The 20283-nt window shown below is 67.0% G+C and carries 15 protein-coding genes; 2 read left to right on the forward strand and 13 right to left on the reverse strand.

Annotated elements, in window-relative coordinates:
* Window positions 1-122: 122 nt before the first annotated feature.
* The 8 genes from ACUXVE_RS10720 to ACUXVE_RS10755 all read right to left on the reverse strand — a co-directional run bounded on the left by ACUXVE_RS10720 (window position 123) and on the right by ACUXVE_RS10755 (window position 11912).
* Window positions 123-956: a TrmH family RNA methyltransferase gene (locus ACUXVE_RS10720; RefSeq protein WP_093818773.1), complete on the reverse strand. Its 834-nt coding sequence runs from the start codon at window positions 954-956 to the stop codon at window positions 123-125.
* Window positions 949-2466, reverse strand: coding sequence for an alanine/glycine:cation symporter family protein (locus tag ACUXVE_RS10725; protein ID WP_093818774.1), 1518 nt, complete (start codon window positions 2464-2466; stop codon window positions 949-951). Before ACUXVE_RS10725 ends, ACUXVE_RS10720 begins: the two co-directional genes overlap by 8 nt.
* 225 nt (window positions 2467-2691) lie before the next feature.
* Complete coding sequence (locus ACUXVE_RS10730; RefSeq protein WP_025874266.1) at window positions 2692-3231, reverse strand: GNAT family N-acetyltransferase; 540 nt, start codon at window positions 3229-3231, stop codon at window positions 2692-2694.
* Window positions 3224-6349, reverse strand: coding sequence for an efflux RND transporter permease subunit (locus ACUXVE_RS10735; RefSeq protein WP_025874265.1), 3126 nt, complete (start codon window positions 6347-6349; stop codon window positions 3224-3226). The genes ACUXVE_RS10730 and ACUXVE_RS10735 overlap by 8 nt, the downstream gene beginning before the upstream one ends.
* Window positions 6346-7452: an efflux RND transporter periplasmic adaptor subunit gene (locus ACUXVE_RS10740; RefSeq protein ID WP_025874264.1), complete on the reverse strand. Its 1107-nt coding sequence runs from the start codon at window positions 7450-7452 to the stop codon at window positions 6346-6348. Before ACUXVE_RS10740 ends, ACUXVE_RS10735 begins: the two co-directional genes overlap by 4 nt.
* A gap of 317 nt (window positions 7453-7769) precedes the next feature.
* Window positions 7770-9833 carry a TonB-dependent copper receptor gene (locus tag ACUXVE_RS10745; RefSeq protein ID WP_445514376.1) on the reverse strand — a complete coding sequence of 688 codons (2064 nt, stop codon included), beginning with the start codon at window positions 9831-9833 and terminating at the stop codon, window positions 7770-7772.
* Between the two features lie 72 nt (window positions 9834-9905).
* Window positions 9906-10310 carry a DUF2946 family protein gene (locus ACUXVE_RS10750; protein WP_445514379.1) on the reverse strand — a complete coding sequence of 135 codons (405 nt, stop codon included), beginning with the start codon at window positions 10308-10310 and terminating at the stop codon, window positions 9906-9908.
* A gap of 618 nt (window positions 10311-10928) precedes the next feature.
* Window positions 10929-11912 carry a LysR family transcriptional regulator gene (locus ACUXVE_RS10755; protein WP_025874261.1) on the reverse strand — a complete coding sequence of 328 codons (984 nt, stop codon included), beginning with the start codon at window positions 11910-11912 and terminating at the stop codon, window positions 10929-10931.
* A gap of 207 nt (window positions 11913-12119) precedes the next feature.
* Between ACUXVE_RS10755 and cysK the strand changes: the two genes are divergently transcribed.
* Both cysK and ACUXVE_RS10765 read left to right on the forward strand, forming a co-directional pair.
* Complete coding sequence (gene cysK, locus ACUXVE_RS10760) at window positions 12120-13079, forward strand: cysteine synthase A (RefSeq protein WP_032975199.1); 960 nt, start codon at window positions 12120-12122, stop codon at window positions 13077-13079.
* Window positions 13080-13400: 321 nt separating this feature from the next.
* Entirely contained in the window at window positions 13401-13997 is a 597-nt protein-coding gene (locus ACUXVE_RS10765; protein WP_222388464.1) for an O-acetyl-ADP-ribose deacetylase, read from the forward strand.
* 72 nt (window positions 13998-14069) lie between these two features.
* Here ACUXVE_RS10765 and ACUXVE_RS10770 read toward each other — a convergent pair whose 3' ends face one another.
* From ACUXVE_RS10770 to ACUXVE_RS10790, 5 genes are all read right to left on the reverse strand, one after another.
* Window positions 14070-15173: an ABC transporter substrate-binding protein gene (locus tag ACUXVE_RS10770; RefSeq protein WP_445514377.1), complete on the reverse strand. Its 1104-nt coding sequence runs from the start codon at window positions 15171-15173 to the stop codon at window positions 14070-14072.
* 135 nt (window positions 15174-15308) lie between these two features.
* Window positions 15309-16313 (reverse strand): class I fructose-bisphosphate aldolase, encoded by a 1005-nt coding sequence (locus ACUXVE_RS10775; protein WP_445514378.1) that lies wholly within the window; start codon window positions 16311-16313, stop codon window positions 15309-15311.
* 197 nt (window positions 16314-16510) lie between these two features.
* Window positions 16511-17977, reverse strand: a complete 1467-nt coding sequence (pyk, locus tag ACUXVE_RS10780) for a pyruvate kinase (RefSeq protein WP_117311273.1) — start codon at window positions 17975-17977, stop codon at window positions 16511-16513.
* A 181-nt stretch (window positions 17978-18158) separates the two neighbouring features.
* Complete coding sequence (locus ACUXVE_RS10785; RefSeq protein WP_093818781.1) at window positions 18159-18827, reverse strand: HAD hydrolase-like protein; 669 nt, start codon at window positions 18825-18827, stop codon at window positions 18159-18161.
* Complete coding sequence (locus tag ACUXVE_RS10790; protein ID WP_222388462.1) at window positions 18824-19999, reverse strand: phosphoglycerate kinase; 1176 nt, start codon at window positions 19997-19999, stop codon at window positions 18824-18826. The genes ACUXVE_RS10785 and ACUXVE_RS10790 overlap by 4 nt, the downstream gene beginning before the upstream one ends.
* Between the last annotated feature and the right edge of the window lie 284 nt (window positions 20000-20283).

Raw genomic sequence — 20283 nt, forward strand, 5'->3', positions numbered from 1 at the left:
AGGAACGGTGCGGACCCAGGTCCGCATCCACCAGGGTAGATCCCGCATTGGTAGCGCCGGGCCATGCCCGGCGAGCGCGGCGGCAAGCCGGGTGCGAACCAAGGTTCGCACCCCTGCACGGCTCAGCCGCGCTGGCTGGCCCACTGCGCCAGCAACACGGCCGTGGCGGAAGCGACATTCAGGCTTTCAACCGCGCCACTGCCGGGAATCGACAGCTGCTGGTCACACTGGCTGGCCAGGCCGCGATCCATGCCGTCGCTTTCCGCGCCCATCACGTAGACCAGGCGGGCCGGCAACGACGCGCGGAACACGTCATCGCCACCCTCGACCAAGGTCGCGGCAAGGCCGAAACCGGCCGCGCGCAGCTGCGCCATCGCTTCTGCATCCTCCGGCAGCTGCACCAGCGGCACCGACTCTGCGCCGCCCTCGGCCACGCGTGCGGCCGCGCCGGACAGCGCCAGCGTACTGCTGGCCGGCAGCAGCAGCGCCTTGGCGCCGAAATGCGCGGCAGAGCGCAGGATCGCACCGAAGTTGTGCGGATTACCGACGCCATCCAGCCACAGTGCCAGCGCCGGGCCTTCGCCCAGGCCGGCCAGCCATTGCGCCAGCGGCAACACCGGCGCGCGCAGCACGTCGGCCACCAGGCCTTCATGGTGGGTGGTGGCAGCCAGCTTGTTGAGATCGCCCTCCTCCACCACGCGATAGCCCACGCGGTTGGCCACGCACCACTTCAGCACCGGCTGCATGCGCGGAATCAGCGATTCCACCAGGTACAGCTTGCGCAGCGCCTGCGGACGCTTGGCGAACAGCGCCTGCACCGCGTTCCAGCCATACAGGCGCAGTTCGTCGTTGCCACGCCCCGGCGGTGGCGGGGTGCCGCCCTCACGCGGTGGCAGCGGGGTGGCCCGCGGCGGTCGCGACGACGGGCGGCGGGCATTCTTCCAGGGATCATTCACTACGGGACAACTCCAGCTTGCGTTGACGCCAGAAATCGGCGTTCTTGATGCCCAGGGCATCGGGGTCGAAGATCGGGTCGAGACCGAGCTTCTTCTGTCGTTCGTAATCACGCAGGGCCAGCATGGCCGGCTTCTGCACGATGAGGATGGCGATGATGTTCAGCCAGGCCATCAGGCCCACGCCGATATCACCCAGCGCCCAGGCCAGGGTGGCGTTGTGGAAGGCACCGAACACCACCATGCCGATGATGCCCAGGCGCAGCAGCAGCACGGTGAGCGGCCGGCGCTTGTTGTGGTTGACGTAGGTCAGGTTGGTTTCGGCCATGTAGTAATAGGCCATGATCGTGGTGAAGGCGAAGAAGAAGATCGCCACCGACACGAAGGCCGAGCCCCAGCCCGGCAGCACCGCTTCCACACCCGCCTGCGCGTAGCCCGCACCTTCGGGAATGCCAGCCAGGCCCTGGAAGATCGGCGCCGCGCCGGCAACCGGCGAATACACGTTGTAGGTGCCGCTGGCCAGGATCAGGAAGGCGGTGGCGGTGCACACCATCATGGTGTCGAAGTAGATGGCAAACGCCTGCACGTAACCCTGCTTGGCGGGGTGCGAGACCTCCGAGGCCGCCGCAGCGTGCGGACCCGAGCCCTGGCCGGCCTCGTTGGCGTAGATGCCGCGCTTGATACCCCACTCCACCGCCAGGCCCATCATCGCGCCGAACGCGGCGTGGGTACCAAAGGCGCTCTTGAAGATGATGCCGAACATCTCCGGCACGCGATCGTAGTTGATGATCATGATGACGATGGCCGTCAGGATGAAGCCGGCGGCCATGAACGGCACCACCACTTCGGCGAAGTTGGCGATGCGCTTGACGCCACCGAAGATCACCACGCCCAGCAGCAGGGCGACGACGATGCCGATGCCCAGCTTCAGCGCCTGCGCCGATTCCATGCCGAAGGCCTGGCCATCGAGCGGACCGCACAGCGCGGTACCACGGCAGGCGTTGATGACGCTGTCGGCGATCGCGTTGGCCTGCACGCCGGGCATCAGGAAGCCGGCGGCGATGATCGTGGCGATGGCGAAGGCCATGGCATACCACTTCAGGCCCATCGCTTTTTCGATGTAATAGGCCGGGCCACCGCGGTAGCGGCCTTCGGCATCCTTGGTCTTGTAGATCTGCGCCAGGGTGCATTCCACATACGAGGTGGAGGCGCCGAGGAAGCCCATCACCCACATCCAGAAGATCGCGCCGGGGCCGCCGAAGGCGATGGCGGTGGCCACGCCGGCGATGTTGCCGATGCCCATGCGGCCGGCCATCGACATGGCCAGGGCCTGGAACGAGGACACGCCGGCGTCGGACTTCTCACCGGACACGGTGAGGCGGCACATCTCGACGAAACCACGGATCTGCATGAAGCGGGTGCGCAGGCTGAAGAACAGGCCGGCGGCCAGGCACATGAAGATCAGCGCCTTGCTCCAGATGATGCTGTTGATGAAATGTACGGTAGCTTCCACGCGCGCTCTCTCCAGTCGGCGGGTTGTGAGGACGTCCCGTCGGCTGGAAGGGACCGGTCGATTCTCCCTGATCGAAGGTCGCTGCGATAGCGCCGGAAGGGATCCGCCGGGCATGGCCCGGCGCTACCGGGTATGCCGGCCGCACCACGGGTAGCGCCGGGCCATGCCCGGCGACCGGCAATGACCGTGCCCCCACGGTAGCGCCGGGCCGTGCCCGGCGGCCTGTTACGGAAGCTGCCTGCGTACCCGGGCGAAGCGGCGCAGGTCATGCAGGACGCCGCGCTTGTAGACGGCGCAGCGCTCCACGCCTTCTTCCTGGAAACCGTTCTTTTCCAGTACCCGGGCCGAGCCCAGGTTGAAGTCGACCACCGTGGCCTGCAGCCTGAACAGGCCAAGCTCATCCATCACCCAGGGCGCGAACAGGCCGACCACAGCGGTCATCAGACCTTGTCCCCAATGAGCCTGGCCGAGCCAGTAGCCCAGTTCCGCGGTATGCCCGCGCTCGGCCACGCCCTGCTGGGCGCCAACGCTGCCACAGGCCTGGCCCTCTATCTCGATGGCCAGGTTCAGCGTGCCTGGGGCCAGTACGCGCCCGCCCAGGAAGGCTTCGCCATCCTCGCGGGTATACGGATACGGGAAGCGGTCACGCAGCCCACGCGAGACGTCCGCGTCGTTGGCGTGATGCAGCAGCGACTGCAGGTCATCACTGCGCCAGGGGCGCAGCAGGAAGCCTGCGCCGTGCAGGATCCGCGCCGGCTCAGGCATGACCACCCACCGACGGCGAGTCGGCCTCCTGCTTCTCCAGCTCGCGTTTCACCGCCTCCGGCGAGCGGGTGTACGGGGCCAGCCGCGCGTAGAACGCCGGCACCACGAACAGCGACAGGAAGGTGGACAGGGTGACGCCGAAGATGATCACGATGCCGATGGTGCCACGGCTGGCCGAGCCCGGGCCACCGGCCACCACCAGCGGGATGGCGCCAACCACGGTGGCGATCGAGGTCATCAGGATCGGACGCAGGCGCACCATCGCCGATTCGATGATCGCTTCGCGCACGCTGCGGCCATCGTCGCGCAGCTGGTTGGCGAATTCGACGATCAGGATGCCGTTCTTGGCCGCCAGGCCGACCAGCATGACGATGCCGATCTGGCTGAACAGGTTCACCGTGCCGCCACTCAGCCACAGGCCAACCAGCGCGCCGAGCACGCCCAGCGGCACGGTCAGCATGATCGTCAGCGGGTGGATGAAGCTCTCGAACTGCGCGGCCAGCACCAAGTACACCACCAGCAGGGCCATGGCGAAGGTCAGCAGCACCGCGCCGCCCGCACTCTGGTACTCGCGCGATTCGCCCTTCCAGTTCACCTGCGCGTACTGCGGCAGCTCTTCGCCGGTCACCTGCTGGGCCCAGGCGATGGCCTCGCCCAGCGGATAACCCGGTGCCAGGCCGGCACTGATGGTGATCGAGCGCAGGCGGTTGAAGCGGTTCAGGGTTCCGGCCTCGGCCACTTCGCTCAGCGTGACCAGGTTGGACAACGGCACCAGCTCGCCGGAGGTCGCACGCACGCGGATAGCGGCCAGATCGGCGGGGCTGGCGCGGCCATCACGGCCGGCCTGCACCAGCACGTCGTACTCCTCGCCATTGTCGACGAAGGTGGTGACGCGGCGCGAGCCCATCATCGTTTCCAGCGCCGAACCGATCGCGGTGACCGGCACGCCGAGGTCGGCCGCACGCTGGCGGTCGATGTTCACCCGCATCTGCGGACGGGTTTCCTTGTAGTCCGAGTCCGGGCCGACCAGGCCGGGGTTGTCGGCCATGCGCAGCAGGATGCGGTCGCGCCACTGCGCGATCTCGGCGTATTCCGGGCCACCCAGCACGATCTGGAACGGCTGCCCGCCACTGCGCACCAGGCCGCCACCGACCTGGGTACGTACGCGCACGCCACGGATGGTGTCCAGTTCCTTCTGCAGTTCGTTGGCGACTTCCGGCGTGCCTTCGCTGCGCTGACGCCACGGCTGCAGGAACACGCTGACGCGGCCAGTGTGCATTTCCTCGCTGGCGCCGAAGCCGCCCGGTACGCGCGGGTTGGCGCGCACGATCGGCTTGTCCGCGCCCACGTGCGGTGCCAGCAGCGCTTCGACCTGCTGCACCTGCTGCACGGTGTAGTCGTAGCCGGCGCCTTCCGGGCCGTCGATCATGATCTGGAACGAACCACGGTCTTCGGCCGGGGCCAGTTCCGAAGGCAGCACTTTGATCAGCAGCCAGCTGGCCGCCAACGCAGCGGCCATCACCAGAAGGTAGATCCACGTGCGATCGACATGATGATCGAGCACGCGGCCGTAGGCGCCGGCCAGGCGTTCCAGATTGCGGTTGATGAAGCCGTGCAGCCCGCGCGGTGCCTGCCCGGTATGCGGCTTGAGCAGCTTGGAGGCCATCATCGGCGTCAGCGTCAGCGCGACGAACGCCGACAGCGCGACAGCGGCGGCCAGGGCTACCGCCAGTTCACGGAACAGGCGCCCGGTATTGCCTTCCAGGAAGCCGACCGGCAGGAATACCGCCACCAGCACGGCGGTGGTGGCGATCACCGCGAACGCCACCTGCGCGGTACCCCGCTTGGACGCCACCAGCGGCGGTTCGCCCAGGTCGATGCGGCGCTGCACGTTTTCCACCACCACGATCGCGTCATCCACCACCAGGCCGATGCACAGCACCAGCGCGAGCAGGGTCAGCAGGTTGATCGAGAAATCGAACGCGTACAGCGCGATGAATGCCGCCACCAGGCATACCGGCACGGTGACCGCAGGAATCAACGCCGCGCGGAAGCTGCCGAGGAACAGCCAGATCACCGCCAGCACCAGGATCATCGCCTCCACCAGGGTGGCGTACACGCGGTCGACGGCAGCCTCGATGAAGGTGGTGTTGTCGAAGGCAACGAAGATCTGCGTGCCCTTGGGCAGGGTCAGCGCGACACGTTCGGCCTCGGCGCGCGCGGTGCGCGCCACATCCAGCGAATTGGCAGTGGAGGTCTTGACGATGCCCAGGCCGATGCCGGGTTCGCCGTTGCTGCGGTAGTAGGCGCGACGCTCGGCCGAGGCCAGCTCGATCTTCGCCACATCGCCCATGCGCACCACATAGCCATCACTGCCCTTGCCCAGCGGGATGGTCGCGAAGTCTTCCGGCTTGATGTAGTTGCGCTCCACGCGCAGGGTGAAATCGCGGTCGGTGGATTCGATGCGGCCGGCCGGCAGTTCCACGTTCTCGTTGCGCAACGCGGTTTCCACATCGCCGGTGGTCAGCCCACGTGCGGCCAGCTGGTCGCGGTCCAGCCAGATGCGCATGGCATAGCGCTGGCGGCCACCGATGCGGACCTGGGCCACGCCATCGAGGCTGGAGAAGCGGTCGACCACGTAGCGGTCGGCGTAGTCGCTCAGTTCCAGCGTATCCATGGTCGAGGAGACCATGTTGAACCAGATGATCGGGTCGGCATCGCTCTCGACCTTGGCGATCTCCGGTGGCCGTGCCTCCTCGGGCATGCGGTCGGCCACGCGGCTGACCGCGTCGCGCACGTCGTTGGCCGCCGCTTCGATATCACGGTTGGAGGTGAATTCGATGCTGACCTGCGAGCGGCCGTTGGTGCTGCGCGCGTTGATCGTATCGATGCCTTCGATGCCGGCCAGCGCGTCTTCCAGCACCTGGGTGATGCGGCTCTCGATGACCGCTGCCGAGGCGCCGGTGTAATCCACCGAGACCGAAACGATCGGTGGGTCGATGGCCGGCAGTTCGCGCAGCGTCAACCGGGTGAAGGACATCACGCCCAGCACCAGCAGCAACAGGCTCATCACCACGGCAAACACCGGCCGCTGGATGGAGATGTCGGACAGCTTCATCCGCCGTGACCCTCGGCGGCTGCAGGTGCTTCAACCGTCGCCGGCTGCGCGCCGCTGGCGGGCGCGGCGTCGGAGGCTGCCACCTTCAGGCCCGCCCGCAGCTTGCCGGTGCCGTCCACCACGATGCGCTGGCCTGCCTGCAGGCCCTGCTTGATCTCGACCACGCCGGCGCGGCGTGCACCGGTGACCACGTCCACGCGTTCGACGGTGTCATCGGCCTTGATGCGGTACATGAAGCTGTCGCGACCGACCTGCACCACCGCGATTTCCGGCACCACCAGGGCCGGTCGATCAGGATGGAACAGGCGCACGTCGAGCAGCATGCCCGGCCGCAGCGCATGGTCGCCATTGGCGAAGTCGGCACGCACGGTCACCGCACGAGTGGCCGGGTCGATGCGTGCATCGATGGTGCTGACCTCGCCCTCGAAGGTGCGGCCCGGCCAGGCCACGCTGGTGGCCTGCACCTTGTCGCCGGTGGTCAGCGACGCCAGTTCCACTTCCGGCACCTGGAAATCGACGTGCATGCGCTCGACGTCGTCGAGGGTGGCGATCACCGTGGTCGGCGTCAGCAGCGTGCCCGGGCTGATCTGGCGGATGCCGAGGACGCCGGCGAACGGCGCGCGCACGCGACGGTCGCCGATGTCCGACTGCATCTGTGCCACCCGCGCTTCGGCGGCGTCGCGGATCGACTTCTGCGTGTCCAGGGTGGCACTGGATACCAACCGCTGTGCCGCCAGTTCGCGCTGGCGCTTGTACAGCTGGTCGGCTTCGCGGAAGGTCGCCTGCGCCTGCACCAATGCGGCCTCCTGGGCCTGCCCGCGCAGTGTCACGAGGGGCGCACCGGCGGCGACCTGCTGGCCACTTTCAAAGTGCACGCGCTCGACGATCTCGCTCACCTTGGCGGTCACGCTGATCGACTCGCGCGCCTTGGCTGTGCCCAGCGCCTGCAGCGTGTCGTTCCACTGCACCGCCTGCACGACCTGCGCGGTGACCGGCACGGCTTCGCCCTGCCGACGCGCGGCGGCCTCCTGTTTGCCTGCGCACCCGGCCAGCACGGCCAGGCTGAGGCCAAGGGCCAGGGTCGAAGCGATACGAGCCAACATGAAGCGTCCTGAGTGGTACACGGCCGCCGAGTGTAGGCAAGGCCCCGCAAAAGCGGTATGTGCCAAGCGTTTACCGGCGTGGAACGGGGGCTGCGATAGCGCCGTGTGCCCATTCCATGCAGGGGGCACCGACGCAGTGTCGGCGTATGTCGGGATGTATCAGGCCATCCCGCCGGGGGCGATGCCGTCGTACAGTCGAGGGGCCTGGCCGAGGGCGCCGGGCGGGGTCGGAACCTGGCGGGGATCCGACCCCGTTTTCTTTGGACGCAGGCCTTCTGTGCGCGGCGCACCGGTAGCGCCGGGCCATGCCCGGCGGATCAATACCGGTAGTTCACCTTCATCCACAGGCTGCGGCCGGGCTCGTTGATGCGCACAGGGTCAGCGGGGAAGCCGAAGTCGGCGCTGCCGGCCAGGTTCAGATGCTCGCTGTAGGCACGGTCGAACAGGTTGTCGACACCGGCGCTGAGCTGCAGCTGCGAACTGAAACGATAGGCCGCGTTGAGCGCCAGCGTGGCAAAGCCGCTGCTCGGCCCGAGGTCCTGCGCGACCACGTTGCCCTGCCCGTCCGCGACCCGATGCTGATGGGTGACCGCGCGCACCAGCGCACCGGCACTCCAGCGCTGGCCTTCCCAGTCAGCGCTCAAGCGTGCTTCCAGCGGCGGCATCTGCGGCAACGGTCGATGCTGATCGCGGTTCTCGCCCCAGGCATAGGCCAGGGTGCCCCCCAGCTTCCATTGCTCGTCCAGCCGCAGCTGCAGGCCGGCCTCGGCACCGGCTATGCGCGCCTGCACATTGTCAGCCTGGCTCATGCCCATCATGCCGCTGCCGCGATAGGTGAACAGGATGTAGTCCTGGATCTGCCCCGCATAGGCCGAGACCCAGGCCTGCACGCGCGGGCCCTTGTATTGCAGGCCGACGTCGAGCTGGGTGGTGCGCTCGGGCTGGATGCCAGCGAACGCGTTCACCGCACCTGCCGGCCCCTGATCGGGCGAGAACAGTTCCCAGTAGTCGGGCATGCGCTGGCTGTGGCCCAGCCCGGCATACCAGGTCAGGCCGTCGGCAAGGTCCTGTTCGTAGCGCAGGAAACCACTGCCCAGCCATTCCCTGCGGCGCTGGCCGGCGGTGGGATTGGGCATGGCCATCATCATGCCGCCGATGTCGGCACGCGCATCGCGCACGCTGGCACGATCGATGCGCAGCCCGCCGATCCAACGCTGCCCGGTGTCCACGCCGAGGGTCAGTTCGGTGAATGCACCGTAGCGGCGGAAATCGGCGTCGGTGTTCCAGTCCGCCTGCTCGTAGGCATCGCGCCCCATGCCCATGCGGCCGCGATGCCGGCTGTCTTCGCCGTCGATGCCGGCCACCAGCTGCACGTCCTGCCAGCGCCATTCGGCGCTGATGCGCCCGCCCTGCGTGCGGCGATCCACGTTCGACGCCATCGGCATCGGCATCATGCTGTGTGGGTTCGGCGTACGCAGCGTGTAGTTGTCCATCACGTGGTCGGCTTCGTTGTAGTACAAGTTCGCCTGCAGCGTGTCCCACGCCCCGGGCAGATTGCGCTTCTCGAAGCGTGCGGCGTAACTGGTGCGTTCGAACGCGGCACCATCCATGCCGCGCCCCGCGTAGCGCGCGATCGCATCGCCGGCACCGGCGGAGACCTCCAGCAGGGTATCGGCGTCAGGCGTCCAACCCACCGCTACGTCGCCATTCCACTTGCGCCATTTCGACGGAACCACATCGCCGTTGCCGTCCTTGTAGTCATCGGCTTCGGAGCGATTGCCGCTGGCACGCACGTAGCCCGTTGGATTGCCCAGGGTCAGGTCCAGCACCTGGTCGTTGCGGTTGCGTGAGCCGACCAGCGCACTGGCATCGGCACGCAGCCCGGGCGCATCGAAACGCGGGGTATCACGCTCGAAACGCACGGTGCCCGCAGAGGCACCCGCGCCCCAGCGCACGCTCTGCGGGCCCTTGATGATGGTCAGCCGGTCAAAGCTCTCCGGCGATATGTAGGACAGCGGGTTGTCCATGCGCGAGGGACACGCGCCAATCAGATTGCCATCGTTGCTGAGGATGTTCAGGCGCGAACCGAACATGCCACGCAGCACCGGGTCGCCGTTGGTGCCGCCGTTGCGGATGGCAGAGAAGCCGGGAACGGTCTTCAGGTAATCGGCGCCATCGCTGGCTGGCACAGGCTGCCGCGGCAGGCGCGGATCGGTCACCCAATGCAGCGGCGAGGACGGCGCGGCGGCGGTGACCACCAGCGTATCCAGCGTCCGCGCTTCTTCAGCGGGCGCGGCATGGGCGAAGGGAGCAGCCAGGGCAGCGCCAAGCGCAAACGGCAGGCGCGCACGGGCGCCCGCAGCGGGGAAAGTCATTTTCATGGAAACAGCTCCAAGGTACGCACGCGCGCACGACGCCCTTGCAGGCCTCGTGCGGCGGATTCGATAGGAAAATCAGCGGACGGTGGAGATCAGCGGCGGGCCACGCGCGGCATGTGCCGGCCAATGCAGCAGCGGCAGTCGCGGCTGCGACCATGGGAACATCGGCTTCGGCCGCCACAGCAAGGGCAGCAGCAGCACCAGCACGGCCAGCCACGGCAGCAGGCGCATGGCCAGCACGCAGTACTCGCAGGCCTCCCCGTGCATGGCGTGGGGATCGGCGGGCGGGCTGGGGGCTGCTGGCGCAGCAGCATGGTCATCGTGCCCGGCCATGGCCATCTCGTGCATCCCATGGCCCATGGCCGCGTGGTCCATCGGCTGCTGCTGCAGGGCACGGCTGACCAGCGGCGCAAGCACCATCAACAGCGTCGCGATGAAGGCGAGCTGGAGCAGGGGTCGACGCAGGCAGCCGGTACGGATCACCGCGCTAGTGTAGAGGTGCCTCCAGAAGGCACCGTGCGACGAACCGTCGCAGGAGGGGGTTTATCGGCAGGGCTGCGCCCTGCACCCGCAGAGGCCACGTCCACGGCAAGAGCCGAAGCAACATCAAAAGCTGGCTTCCTGTGGGTAGGCGGGGTGGGTCCGGTTGCGGGGGCCGCTGCAAGTACGTCCATGTAAGCTCGGTCGCCGCATCCATGCGGCTCACGCCCCCGCAACCGGACCCACCCCGCCTTCGACAGTTTTCCGCGATCTGCGGTAGATCCACGCCATGCGTGGATGCTCTTCGATCAATTGTCGAAACATTCGATTTCGATGGAGATTCATCCACGCATCGCGTGGATTTACCGTGTCGACCAAGGTCGACACCTACCAAAGGCCGCCGGAATCTGTCAGAGGCGGGGCGGTGTGGGTAGGCAGGACCGTTGGCGCCATGGATGGCGCCATCGAGCCCCCATGGATGGGTTTACGGCGTGTCCTGCCTACCCACAACGCCCCGCCATCCCACGGAATGCACGCTGTTGCCGTTGCTGTTGCTGTTGCCGTTGCTGTTGCTTGAATGCCGCGGCAGGTGCAGGGCGCAGCCCTGCTCGACCAACCTCACACCGTGATGGTCTGGGTCAGCGATTCCCAGGTCGGCGGCACCGGCCAGGACGCGGCCTGGTTGCCATCCAGCACCCGCCGCAGGTCGCGCGGATCAATCTGCGGGGCCAGCACATGCACCAGCTCCAGCGCGTAGTCGCGCAGCACCCGGTCGCGCGGCAGCACCGCCCAGGCCACGCACTCGGTGATCGGCGCCGGCGCCGGCCAGACCCGCAGGTCCTCATCGTTGGCGCTGATCGCCATCTCGGCCAGCAGACCTACCCCCAGACCGGTACGCACATAGGTCTTGATCAGGTCCGCATCCAGCGCCGTCAGCGCCAGATCGGGTACCAGGCTCTGCGCGGCAAAGGCGCGCTGCAACGAGGAGTTGGGCCGGGTCGAGGATTCGTAGCTGATCAACGGCTGTCGTGACAATGCAGCCAGGTCCGGTGCGCGCCCGGCGCGGTCCAGCGGATGGCCCTTGGGTACCACCACCAGCCGCCGCCAGCGGAACAGCGGTACGGCGATGCCGTCGCTGGGTTCACTGCCGGCGGTACTGATGATCGCGATATCGGCATCGCCCTGGTTCAGCCGGTCCAGCGCATCGGCCTCACCGGCCTGCTGCAGGTGCACGCTGACCTGCGGATAGGCCTGCTTGATGCGCGCCACCGCCGGCGGCAGCACGAAACGCGCCTGGGTGTGGGTGGTGGTCAGAATCAGCTGGCCCTGGCTCTCGCGACGCTGGTTGGCCGCGTAGGTGCGGATGTTGTTGGCCTCGGACAGCACCGCGCGGGCGCGGCTGATCACTTCGGTGCCGGCCGGGGTGACCGACTCCAGGCTGCGCCCCTTGCGTACGAACAGCAGGAAGCCCAGTTCGTCCTCCAGCTGCTTGAGCTGCTTGGACAGCCCAGGCTGGGTGGCATGCACGCGCGAGGCGGCGAGCGTGATGTTCAGCTCGGCGTCGGCGATGGCAACCAGATAGCGCAGCTGGGTCAGCGTCATGGCAGGCGGGCGATGTGGGGGCGGAGGTCCACTCTAGGGTCAATTGCCGTCACCAGCTTATAACCAAAGGTTGTTTAAGAAAGGTATCTGGTCATTTCCGGGCGTCATATGCCGGCGCTACGGTCAGCCGGCAGCCGCTGGCCTGAACAGCCAGCCCACTTCCTTTCCGCCCGCCGACCCGGCGCGGCCTGTTCCTGGAGCGCTCCCATGGCCCTGTACGACTCCATCCTCGACACCATCGGCAACACCCCCATCGTCAAGCTGCAGCGACTGGCGCCGCAGGGCGTGACCCTGTATGCCAAGGTCGAGTCCTTCAATCCGGGGGGCTCAGTGAAGGATCGCCTGGCGCTGGCGATCATCCTTGATGCCGAACAGCGTGGCCTGCTGAAGCCGGGCGACACCATCGTCGAAGCTACCTCCGGCAACACCGGCGTCGCCCTGGCGATGGTGGCGGCCGCACGCGGCTACAAGTTCGTGGCGACCATGGTCGAGACCTTCTCGGTGGAACGCCGCAAGCTGATGCGGGCCTACGGCGCGAAGGTCATCCTGACCCCGGCCGCCGAACGCGGCAGCGGCATGGTGCGCAGGGCGCGCGAGCTGGCAGAGGAACACGGCTGGTTCCTGGCCAGCCAGTTCGCCAACCCGGCCAACCCGGCCTACCACCGCAACACCACCGCCGCGGAGATCCTGCGTGATTTCGCCGGCAAGCGGCTGGACTACTTCGTGAGTGGCTGGGGAACCGGCGGCACTTTGACCGGCGTCGGCGAAGTACTGAAGGTCGCCCGCCCGGATACCCGCATCATCGCCACCGAGCCGGCCGGCGCCGCCTTGCTGAAGGGCGATGACTGGAAGCCGCACAAGATCCAGGGCTGGACCCCGGACTTCGTGCCCGACGTGCTCAACCGCAATGTGGTGGATGAGCTGGTGACGGTGGAAGATGACCGCGCGATCGCCACCGCCCGCCGTCTGGCGGCGGAGGAAGGCATCTTCGTCGGCATCTCTGCCGGCGCCACGGTCGCCAGCGCACTGGACGTGGCAGATCGCGCCGAACCGGGCGCGGTGATCCTGGCGATGTTGCCGGACACCGGTGAACGCTACTTCTCCACGCCGCTGTTCGCCGACGTCAATGAAGGTTCGGACGACGACTGGTTGGCCGGTCTGCCCTGATCGCCGCGTTGTCGATGACAGCAGGATGACGCCCACCCTCGCGGTGGGCGTTTGCATTGGGGCGCTGCTGTCTGGGTATTGCCGACGGAAGCGGACAGCTTTCCCCAAAAATCATAAGAGATTCACCCCGAAAACTTTCGTTTCGCCCGCGTGCGGCGCTCGCTTCAGCCTGCGTGAAGGCGATGCCGGCCATCGTGCATGAACCGGGCGGATCGCAGTGCGTGAGACGGTCATGACGCAGCATCGATGCCCTGTCCCGCAAGATGCGGGTACAGCCAGCATGGGCACGGCGCGCAACAATTACAGGCAGGAGACGGACGCATGAAGATCGAAGTGTGGCAGGGCGACATTACGGCCCTGGCGGTGGATGCGATCGTCAACGCGGCCAATGAATCACTGCTCGGCGGGGGCGGTGTCGACGGTGCCATCCATCGTGCGGCGGGTCCTGGCCTGCTGGCTGAGTGCGAGCGTCTGCCGGAGCTGCGCCCCGGTGTGCGCTGCCCGACCGGTGAAGTGCGCGCAACCGATGCCTATGCGCTTCCGGCACGGCACGTACTGCATACGGTCGGTCCGGTCTGGCACGACGGCCAGCGCGACGAACCGGCACTGCTGGCGAACTGCTACTGGAAGTCGCTGCAGCTGGCCGAATCACTGAACCTGCAGTCGATCGCGTTCCCGGCCATCAGCTGCGGTGTGTATGGCTATCCGCTGTACCAGGCCGCACAGATCGCGGTCACCGAAACACTCGCCTGGCAGCGCAGCCACGCCCAGCCGATGCGGATCGTGCTGGTGGCGTTCAACACAGCGACTGCCAAGGCCTACCAGCAGGCACTGTCGGCCGCAGGCCAGGTCGCCGACAGCGGGCCCGGTTCGCTGCTGTCGCCCTTGGGCGATACCGGATTCGTGCCGGCGCATTGAAACAACGCCGGGTGTAGAAGGAAAAAAGGCCGGGCAATGCCCGGCCTTTTCGTTTGCATCCTCGTGGCGGCGTCAGTCCGTCGCTTCAGCGGCGGCATCGGCGGTCGCCGCAGCAGCCGCGGCCGAAGCGGCGCCGTCGATCTGCACGCGCACTTCCACCATGCCCGCTTGATCGCTGAGGCTGGACACGTCCACGGTGTAGTGGCCGGCCGGCAGCGATTCTTCCACGCGTGCGTTGGTGCCGTTGCCACCATCGTCATTGACCAGCTCCACGTCGCCGCCGACCACGCGCAGTACCGTATCCACCTGGCTGGAAATCGCGTCCAGGCGCACATCGGCCGCACGCGGCAGGCTCAGCAGGAAGCGGCGGCGGCCTTCGCCATCGAGCATGGCAAACACACTGCCGGTGTTCGGCAGGGTGGTGCCATCACGCATGACCATGTTGGCCGGCAGCTCGGTGCGCTTGGCCGTCAGTTTGAAAGCGCCGGTACTGGCTTCATCCAGGCTGCGCACGCGCAGGGTGTACTTGCCCGGTTCCAGCGGCATGCCAATGCGCGAATTGGTGTCATCACCGCCATCGTCGTTCTCCGACTGGACGCCGTTGCCATCCAGCTTCAGCACCGTATCGAACGCCTTCGATTCCAGGCGGATTTCGTACATGCCCGCCTTGTCCACCTGCAGGGTGTAATCCTGCGACCTGGAGACCAGCAGGTCGGCGATCTCACCTTCGGCCACCATCGGCTTGCCGTCATACGGCACCAGTTTCTCGGCGCGCAGGCGGTACGGACCAAAGGCGGAGGGGCCGTCGGCATTGATGGCCACCTGGTAGCTGCCGGCGCCGTTGGCACGGAACGCCAGCGAGACGTCGTTGCCGCGCTCGTAGCCCGAGTTGCTGCTGGCCACCAGCACGCCATTGTTGAACACGGCGATCGAGCCGCGCAGCGCACCGGTCAACGTGATGCCGGCCAGTTGCTTGTCTTCCAGCTTCAGCTGGTACAGCTGATGGTGGCTGCCATCGTTGAAATTGACGCCGCTGCGCGAGGTGATTTCGCCGGAGACCGGCTTGTCGAACTCCAGCGAGGGGGCCTTGCCCATGTCCGTGCTGCCACCCATCCGGTTGCAGCCGCCGACAGCCAGCACGGTGGCCACGGCCAGCGTGATTGCGGTGATACGCATGTTCCTTCTCCTTGGCCTTCCATGTATGCCCCCCGCACTGGCCTGGCGTGCGGGAGGCGGCAACGATACCGGCAAAAGCAAACGCCGGCATGATGCCGGCGCTGCCCTGTTCAGTTCATGCTGCGCAACGGCGGATCAGCCGTTCCACTTGCCCAGCGCGGCCTGGCCGTTTTCCTTGGCGCGCTCGTAGACGGCCTTCTGTGCTGCGGCGTAGTTGCCCTTCATGTCCTTGGCCCACAGCTTCAGCGCCGCCTGCTGCATGGCACGGCCATAAGAGAAGCTCAGCGGCCACGGCAGGTTGCCCATCTGGTTCATGGCGTTGAGGTGGGCGGTGGACTGCTCATCGCTCTGGCCACCGGACAGGAACACCACGCCCGGCAGGATCGCCGGCACGGTGCTCTTCAGGCACATCACGGTCGACTCGGCCACTTCCTCGACATCGGCCTGCTCGTCGCAGCCCTTGCCGGAGATGACCATCGAAGCCTTCAGGATGGTGCCTTCCAGCAGCACGTTCTGCTGGTACAGCGCGTCGAACAGGGAACGCAGGGTGGCTTCGGTGACTTCGTAGCAGGTCTCGATGTCGTGCTCGCCGTCCATGATCACTTCCGGCTCGACCATCGGCACCAGGCCGCATTCCTGGCACAGCGCGGCGTAGCGGGCCAGCGCATGTGCGTTCGACTCGATGCAGGTGCCCGACGGAATGCTCTCGCCGATGTTGATGACCGCACGCCACTTGGCGAAGCGCGCGCCCAGCTTGTAGTACTCCTGCAGGCGCTCACGCAGGCCGTCCAGGCCCTCGGTGACCAGCTCGCCCGGGCAGCCGGCCAGCGGGTGCGCCCCCTTGTCCACCTTGATGCCCGGGATCATGCCGTGGTCGGACATGTACTTGGCGAACGGCACGCCGTCCTTGGTCGACTGGCGGATGGTCTCGTCGTACAGGATGGCGCCGGAAATGTGCTCGTTGAGCTTCGGCGTGGTCAGCAGCAGTTCGCGGTAGGCGCGACGGTTCTCTTCGGTATTCTCGATGCCGACGCTGGCAAAGCGCTTGGCGATGGTACCGGTGGATTCGTCGATCGCGATGATGCCCTTGCCCGGGGCAACCATGGCCTGGGCGGTTTCAGCCAGCTGTTCGATGCTCATGTACTTCCTGTGGCGGGTGCGGGAAAAACGTAAGTATAGCCCCGCTATCCGTTGCCCCGACGTGGAGGCTCGGATGGAACCGGTTCCACTGTCTGTGCGGGACAGGAAATGTCCTGCCGGATCGGGTCAGAGCCCCTTTCGGGGATCTGACCCCGGGTCGGATCCACGCCGCGGCTCCGACCCGATGTGGCCACCTCTTACAGGTCGCCCAGACCGCTGGCGCGGCCGTCTTCGCCCACTTCCAGCAGGCGCAGGGTATTGGTCGCGCCGTGGGTTTCCATGTGCTCACCGCTGGTGAACACCACACGGTCGCCGGCCTGCAGCATGCCGCCCTCCACCAGCAGGCGGATGCTGCCGCGTGCGGCTTCGCGCGGGGTGAAGCCCCGGCTGTCGAAGTTGATCGGGAACACATCGCGCATCAGCGCCATCTGCCGGCGGGCGCCGTCGTGGCGGGTGACCGCGAACACCGGTGCCGAGGCACGGAAACGCGACAGGTAGCGCGCGGTGCCACCGGATTCGGTCATCGCCACGATCGCGCGCACGCCCACGTGCTGGGACAGGAACATGGTGGCCATGGCAATGGCCTGGTCGGCACGTTCCAGGTTGCGCGGCGAAGCGCCGAAGTCGGTCTCGGTCTGGAACTGGCGCTCGGCGCCCAGGCAGATGCGCGCCATCGCTTCGACCGCCTTGACCGGATACGCACCGGCGGCGGTTTCGGCCGACAGCATCACCGCATCGGTACCGTCGATGACCGAGTTGGCCACGTCCAGCACTTCGGCACGGGTCGGGATCGGGCTTTCGACCATCGACTGCAGCATCTGGGTGGCGGTGATCACCACCTTGTTCTGCGCCAGCGAGGCCTTGATGATCTTCTTCTGCAGGCCCGGCAGTTCGGCATCGCCGATTTCCACGCCCAGGTCGCCACGCGCCACCATCACCACGTCACTGGCGTCGACGATTTCTTCCAGGTTCTCGATGGCCTCGGTGCGCTCGATCTTGGACACCAGCGCGGCGTAGCAGCCGTGCGATTCGGCGATCTCGCGCGCATCGTTCATGTCCTGCGCATTGCGGCAGAACGATACGGCGATGAAATCCACGCCGATCTTGGCGACGATGCCGATCAGTTCCTTGTCGCGCTCGGTGAGCGCGCCCAGCGACAGGCCACCGCCCTGCTTGTTCAGGCCCTTGCGATCGGACAACGGACCGTCGTTGAGCACGGTGTTGATGATGCGCTCGCCCTGCACTTCCACCACCTGCAGCTGCATCAGGCCGTCGTCGAGCAGCAGCACGTCACCGGCGGTCACGTCCTGCGGCAGGCCGAGGTAGCTCACGCCCACCTGGGTGGCATCGCCGGGGCCGGCATCGGTGCTGGCGATCAGGTCGAAGCGGTCACCGGCCTTGAGCTGCACCTTGCCCTCGGCGAAGCGCTCGATGCGGATCTTCGGGCCAGGCAAGTCTGCCAGGATGCCCACTTCCACACCCACACGCTGCGCGGCGGCGCGCACATCGGCGGCACGCTTGGCCTGGCCGGACGGGTCACCGTGGCTGAAGTTGAGGCGCACCACGTTGACGCCGGCGCGGAACAGATCCTCCAGCACGCCCGGCGGATCGGTAGCCGGACCGAGGGTGGCAAGGATCTTGGTGCGACGCTGACGCTCGAACATGATGGATGGGCCTCTCCCGTTAAAGGACGGAAATTAGCACATCCTTCACGTCCCATGTATACGGTTACAGCCTTGTGCTGTCTGACTCTGCGGGACATCGCATGGACATGTTCCGGACATACGCTGGTCGATGGCAGCGGAAACGCCGCCGGGCAAGGCCCGGCGCGCGGCATCGTCCAACTCAGGCGAGCAAGGCCAGCAGCTGCGCCGGATCACGGGCCAGCTGCCCGGCACCGGCCTCGGTCAGCTCCTGCTCGCCACCAAAGCCCCACAGCACGCCCACACTGCGCAGCCCGTGGTGACGGGCGCCCTCGATGTCCATGCGGCGGTCGCCGATCATCCAGCAGCGTTCCGGCGCCAGCTGCAGGCGATGCAGCGCCTCGCCCACCAGCTGCGGCTTGCTGCTGCGCGAGCCATCCGGGGTTGAACCGATCACGTCCTCGAACAGGCCACCGAACGGCAGATGCTCGACGATGCGGCGGGCATGCGGCTCGTTCTTGGCGGTGACCACCGCAAGGCGATGGCCGCGTGCGTGCAGCGCGCGTACCACCGCTTCGATGTCCGGGTAGATCGTATGCTCGCGCCAACCTTCCACGTCGAAACGCTCGCGATAGAAGGCCACGGCCTGCTCCACCCGCTCGGGCTCACCGAACAACGGCGCGAACGTGGTGCGCAGCGACGGACCTATCCAGCCCAGCAGCGTTTCCTGCGAAGGCACCGGGTGGTCCATCTTCTGCAGCGCATAGGCGATGCAGGTGGTGATGCCCACTTCCGAATCGATCAGCGTGCCGTCCATGTCGAAGAAGAGCGTTGCACGCTCTTCTCCGTCCACCCGCGGATCGACGCTCATGCGCCGCGCGCGGCCAGGGCAGCCACCGCCGGCAGCGTCTTGCCTTCCAGGAATTCCAGGAAGGCGCCGCCACCGGTGGAGATGTAGCTGACCTGCTGGGCGATATCGAACTTGTCCACCGCCGCCAGGGTATCGCCACCACCAGCGATGGAGAACGCCGGCGAGCTGGCGATGGCGCGGGCCAGCGCTTCGGTGCCCTTGCTGAAGGCTTCGAACTCGAACACGCCGACCGGGCCGTTCCAGACCACGGTGCCGGCCTTCTGGATCAGCTGTGCGTACTGCGCGGCGGTCTTCGGGCCGATGTCCAGGATCAGGTCATCTTCGGCCACCGCATCGACGGCCTTCACTTCGGCAGCCGCGTCGGGCAGGAACTGCTTGGCGGTGACCACGTCCACCGGCAGCGGGATGTCCGCACCCCGCGCCTTGGCGTCGGCCACGATCTTCCGGGCGGTATCCAGCAGGTCCGGCTCGTACAGCGACTTGCCGACCTTGTAGCCGGCCGCCGCGATGAAGGTGTTGGCGATGCCGCCACCAACGATCAGCTGGTCGACCTTGCCGACCAGGTTGGCCAGCAGCTCCAGCTTGGTGCTGACCTTGCTGCCGGCGACGATGGCCAGCAGCGGCTTGGCCGGTGCATCCAGAGCCTTGGCCAGCGCATCCAGCTCGGCCATCAGCAGCGGGCCACCGGCAGCGACCGGAGCGAAACGGATCACGCCATGGGTGGACGCCTGCGCGCGGTGCGCGGTACCGAACGCATCCATCACGAACACATCGCAGAGGGCGGCGTACTTCTTCGACAGGGCTTCATCGTCCTTGCCCTCGCCAACGTTCATGCGGCAGTTTTCCAGCAGCACCAGCTGGCCCGGCTGCACGTCGACGCCGTCGACCCAGTCACGCACCAGCGGCACTTCGCGACCCAGCAGCACCGACAGGCGCTGGGCCACCGGCGCCAGCGAATCAGCTTCGCTCCACACGCCTTCCTTGGGGCGGCCCAGGTGCGAGGTGACCATCACCGCCGCGCCCTGCTCCAGCGCGCGCTTGAGCGTCGGCAGGGAAGCGGTGATGCGCTGTTCGGAGGTGATGCGGCCATTCTCGATCGGCACGTTCAGATCCTGGCGGATCAGCACGCGCTTGCCGGAGAGGTCGAGGTCGGTCATGCGGACGATGGACATGGGCAACTCTTTGGCTCTGGAGATGGGATGCCGGCGTGCGGCAGACGGTCATTGTATCGGGTGCCGATGCCTGCGGCAGGCAGAGGCCAACAGCAGGTGCAACAGCAACAGCAACAGCAACGGCAACGGCCAGAGCGCTGGCGCTTCGTGGTGCTGTGGGTGGGCCGGGGTGGTATGGGTTGGCAGGGGACGCCGTAAACCCATCCTTGAAGTGACCCCCTAAAGTTGGACAGTTGGGGGATCAGGCGGCCAGCGCGACCTGTTCCCGGTACTTTACCGGGCTC

The organism is Stenotrophomonas sp. 3(2025) (genome assembly GCF_052665395.1).